The sequence below is a fragment of the Anaerobiospirillum sp. NML120448 genome (assembly GCF_023050945.1).
Classification (GTDB): domain Bacteria; phylum Pseudomonadota; class Gammaproteobacteria; order Enterobacterales; family Succinivibrionaceae; genus Anaerobiospirillum.
Window position 1 is genome coordinate 1 of the sequence record NZ_JALKIM010000123.1, and the last position, 4,236, is coordinate 4,236.

General features: G+C 42.1%; 3 protein-coding genes. 2 read left to right on the forward strand and 1 reads right to left on the reverse strand.

Features of this window, described 5'->3' with window-relative positions; all coding sequences use genetic code 11:
* A partial coding sequence (locus MXE38_RS11860; RefSeq protein ID WP_246915339.1) for a hypothetical protein occupies positions 1-753 on the forward strand: 753 nt, incomplete at its 5' end.
* 123 nt (positions 754-876) lie between these two features.
* Here MXE38_RS11860 and MXE38_RS11865 read toward each other — a convergent pair.
* Positions 877-1,833: a YihY family inner membrane protein gene (locus MXE38_RS11865; RefSeq protein WP_246915342.1), complete on the reverse strand. Its 957-nt coding sequence runs from the start codon at positions 1,831-1,833 to the stop codon at positions 877-879.
* Between the two features lie 528 nt (positions 1,834-2,361).
* On the opposite strand from MXE38_RS11865, the gene typA reads away from it, so the two are divergent.
* Positions 2,362-4,203: a translational GTPase TypA gene (gene typA, locus MXE38_RS11870; RefSeq protein ID WP_246915344.1), complete on the forward strand. Its 1,842-nt coding sequence runs from the start codon at positions 2,362-2,364 to the stop codon at positions 4,201-4,203.
* Positions 4,204-4,236 lie beyond the last annotated feature (33 nt).

The window sequence follows — 4,236 nt, forward strand, 5'->3', positions numbered from 1 at the left end:
GCCCCTGCAAAGCCTGAGGTGGCGGAAAAGCCTGAAAGCTCAGCTAATAGCGATAGCAAGTCCAGTGAGGCTATGAGCGCTGCTGTTGAGAGCAAGCAGGAGCAAGAAGCCCCTGCAAAGCCTGAGGGGGCGGAAAAGCCTGAAAGCTCAGCTAATAGCGATAGCAAGTCTAGTGAGGCTATGAGCACTGCTATTGAGAGCAAGCAGGAGCAAGAAGCCCCTGCAAAGCCTGAGGTGGCGGAAAAGCCTGAAAGCTCAGCTAATAGCGATAGCAAGTCTAGTGAGGCTATGAGCGCTGCTGTTGAGGGTAAGATAGAGCAAGAAGCTCATGCAAAGCCTGAGGTGGCGGGTAATCCTGAGAGCTCAGCTAAGAACGATAGCGACAGCAATAGCAAGGATAGTGATACTAAGGGCGCTGCTGTTGAGGGTAAGCAGGAGCCTATGACGGAGGGCGCAGCCAAGCCTGAGGGAGAGGCCAAGTCTGAAAGCACTGCTAATAGCCAGAACCAGAATAGCCAGGATAAGGGCGCTGCTATTGAGGGTAAGATAGAGCCTAAGATGGAGGGCGCAGCTGTTGAGGACAATAAGCATGCGCAGGATATGTTAGAAGAGGAGCATCAGGCTTTAAATAGGCAAAAACAACTAGAAAATCAAGCTAATGCCACGGAAATGGAGTTATTAAAGGACGCTTTGATCGATAGTATTATTTCAAAACCACATAACAACTATGAAGAAGAAGAGCTTATATTCTAATAATAGAGCCACACTATATTGCCTATGTAGTGTGGCTCTATTGCTCTTAGCGACTTTATGGCCATTAAATGGTGTTCAAGTCTGCAAAGAAACTTAGCTTGGGAACTGGGCTTAGGAACTGGACTATTTGTCTAAACGCTGACGATTAGGGCTAATTTGCACTTTGATTGATCTTTTGGCCTCTTTATTCTTTAGGTCTTCTGATGAGTAAAGAATACGTCCATGCATACGATTAGCCTCAGTGGCGCTAACTAAGGAGCGAATAAGCTTAGGCACTTGCTCGGTACCATCACCACGAGCAATACCCAAAACAGAGGTAAACTCAGCGCCAATCAAAATGAGCCACCAATTTAAATAAATCCAAATCATTAATACAGGCAAAGCAGCAAGAGCACCGTAAATAGCTTCATAAGAAGAGAAGTTTAGAATAAAGGTTGAGAATAATCTTTTTAAAACCTCAAAGATTGCTGTTACCAAAAAAGCTCCCATTGCCGCATCACGAGCTTTTACCTTACATACTGGAATCACAGTATAAATTACGAAGATCATGCCTGCCTCTACTAAAAAAGGCAAAATATACAATAGTACTCGGACAGCAGAGTCCAATTGCATGTCTTCAATGAAACGTGAAGCAATTAATTTAGTTGAGACCCAAACAACAATTCCTAAGGACAAAGGGCCTACGGTTAACATAGTCCAATAAATAGCAAAGGTCATAGTAAAGCTACGCTTACCACCTCGCCAGATACGATTTAAAGCTTGATCTATAGATCTAATCAACATCAACGCTACTAAAAAGAGCATGAGCGAGCCTGTAATAGTCATGGATGCAGCATGGTTTACAAAGGTAGTAATAGAGTCACCAATGGCATCAGTAAAAACAGGCAAAAAGTTGTTGGTAGCAAAGGCCATCATTTCTTGCTTTACGGGAGTAAAAGCAGGAACCATAGCAAAAATAGAAAGCACAATAGTAACAGCAGGTACTAAAGCTAAAACTGAGGTATAAGCCAAAGCACCAGCTTGCAGGGCAATATCGTCACGCTTGATACGCCAAATAAAATACTTAATTAATTCTTTCATATAAAAATTACATTTGATGTTTTTAGCTAAGTTATCTGCTTTGTCACAAGCACTGTGAGAGTCTTATGCAGAGCATAAGGCACTATCAGAAAATATCATATTTCTTGCTAAACTCTATAGTCAAATTAACATTGCACTAATAGATAAGCTTTTTTCTACATTATGATAATCTCAATTATTTTTGCGCTAAAATAGCGGGGCAAATTTTGCAAGTAGCCTGTAGTAAAAGCGAGAATATGATCCCAATTTTTATTGTCACTAGGCTCATTTGTGATGGATCTACTATTTACCTGTTTAAAAGCCTTGCTATAGGATAGTACTAGGTAGGTTTAGTAATATTTGTGCTCAGCCATTTTTTTTATATTTCATGGCCCTGCTTAACTTTTCTTATCCATTTCCATCATAGTTTGTTCACAACAGCTAATTTGCAAATCACAGAATTTTCATACTTTAGCGCAAATCTGTAGCCGTTTTAGTATATGCAAGTTATAGCCACATTTGGCGGCACTTTTTAAAGGTATTTTTCATATGGATGTTCAAAAAATCCGTAATATTGCCATTATTGCTCACGTCGATCATGGCAAGACTACTTTAGTTGACAAGTTATTACGTCAATCAGGCACCCTTGACCGTACAGAATTAGGCCAAGAGCGTGTTATGGATTCTAATGCCATTGAAAAAGAGCGTGGTATTACCATTCTCTCTAAAAATACCGCTATTAACTGGCAAGATTATCGTATTAACATCGTAGATACCCCAGGCCACGCTGACTTCGGTGGTGAGGTAGAGCGTGTTATGTCTATGGTTGACTCTGTATTACTGTTAGTTGATGCAGTTGATGGCCCAATGCCACAGACACGTTTCGTTACCCAAAAGGCTTTTGCTCGTGGCTTAAAGCCAATCGTAGTTATTAATAAGTGCGATCGTCCAGGTGCACGTCCTGACTGGGTTATTGATCAGGTATTTGATCTTTTCGATAATCTTGGCGCTACTGATGAGCAGCTTGATTTCCCAATTATTTATGCCTCTGCACTTTCAGGCTGGGCTAGCGAAGATCCTGAGAACCATGGCGACAATATGGAGCCTTTATTCAATACTATTATTGAAAAAGTAAGCGCACCACAAGCTGATCGTGATGGCCCATTCCAAATGCAGATCTCATCATTAGACTTTACCTCTTATGTAGGTGTTATTGGTGTTGGTCGTGTAACTCGTGGTAGTGCTAAGCCAAATCAGGCTGTTACTATTGTTGGCGCTGATGGTTCTACCCGCCAAGGTCGTATTGGTCAGGTACTAGGCTATTTAGGCTTACGCCGCTCTGAGGTTGAAGAGGCTAGTGCGGGCGATATTATCGCTGTAACTGGCTTAGGCGAGCTTAAGATTTCCGATACTATTTGCGCTCCACAAGCTGTTGAAGCTCTTCCTGCATTAACTGTTGATGAGCCAACTGTTTCTATGACCTTCTGTGTTAACACCTCACCATTTGCAGGTCGTGAGGGCAAGTTCGTAACCTCTCGTAATATCGAGGAGCGTTTACGCACAGAGTTAGTTCATAACGTAGCTTTACGTGTAGAGAACACTGCTGAGGCTGATAAGTTCCGTGTATCAGGTCGTGGTGAATTACACTTATCCGTTTTAATTGAGCAAATGCGCCGTGAAGGCTATGAGCTTGGCGTATCTCGCCCAGAGGTTATCTTACATAAAGATGAAAACGGCAAGGTTACTGAGCCATATGAGGTGCTTACCTTAGATCTTGATGAGGGCAACCAAGGCGCTGTTATGGAAGAGTTAGGCCGTCGTAAGGGCGAGCTTAAGAATATGAACCCAGATGGTAAGGGTCGTGTACGTTTAGACTACCGTATTCCTGCCCGTGGTTTAATCGGCTTCCAAAGCTTATATATGACCTTAACCTCTGGTACTGGCTTGATGTACCACACTTTTGACAGCTATGATGAGTTTGTTGGTGGTTCCATTGGTGAGCGTGCTAATGGTGTATTAATTTCCAACGACACTGGTAAGGCTGTTCCTTACGCTTTATGGTTCTTACAAGAGCGTGGTCGTTTATTTGTTGATGCTGGTGAAGAGGTCTATGAGGGCCAAATCATTGGTTTACACGTTCGCTCTAACGATCTTACTGTAAACTGCTTAAAGACCAAGAAGTTAACCAACGTACGTGCTGCTGGTTCTGATGACAATATTATCTTAACTCCAGCTGTACATATGAGCTTAGAGCAAGCTTTAGAGTTCATTAATGAAGACGAATTAGTTGAGGTAACTCCTAAGTCTATTCGTATTCGTAAGAAGTACTTATCTGAGCTTGATCGTGTACGTGCTTTCCGTGCTAGCGGTGGCAAGAAAGAAGATAAGTAATTTTTAATAATTACTTATAAGTGAAAAAGAGGC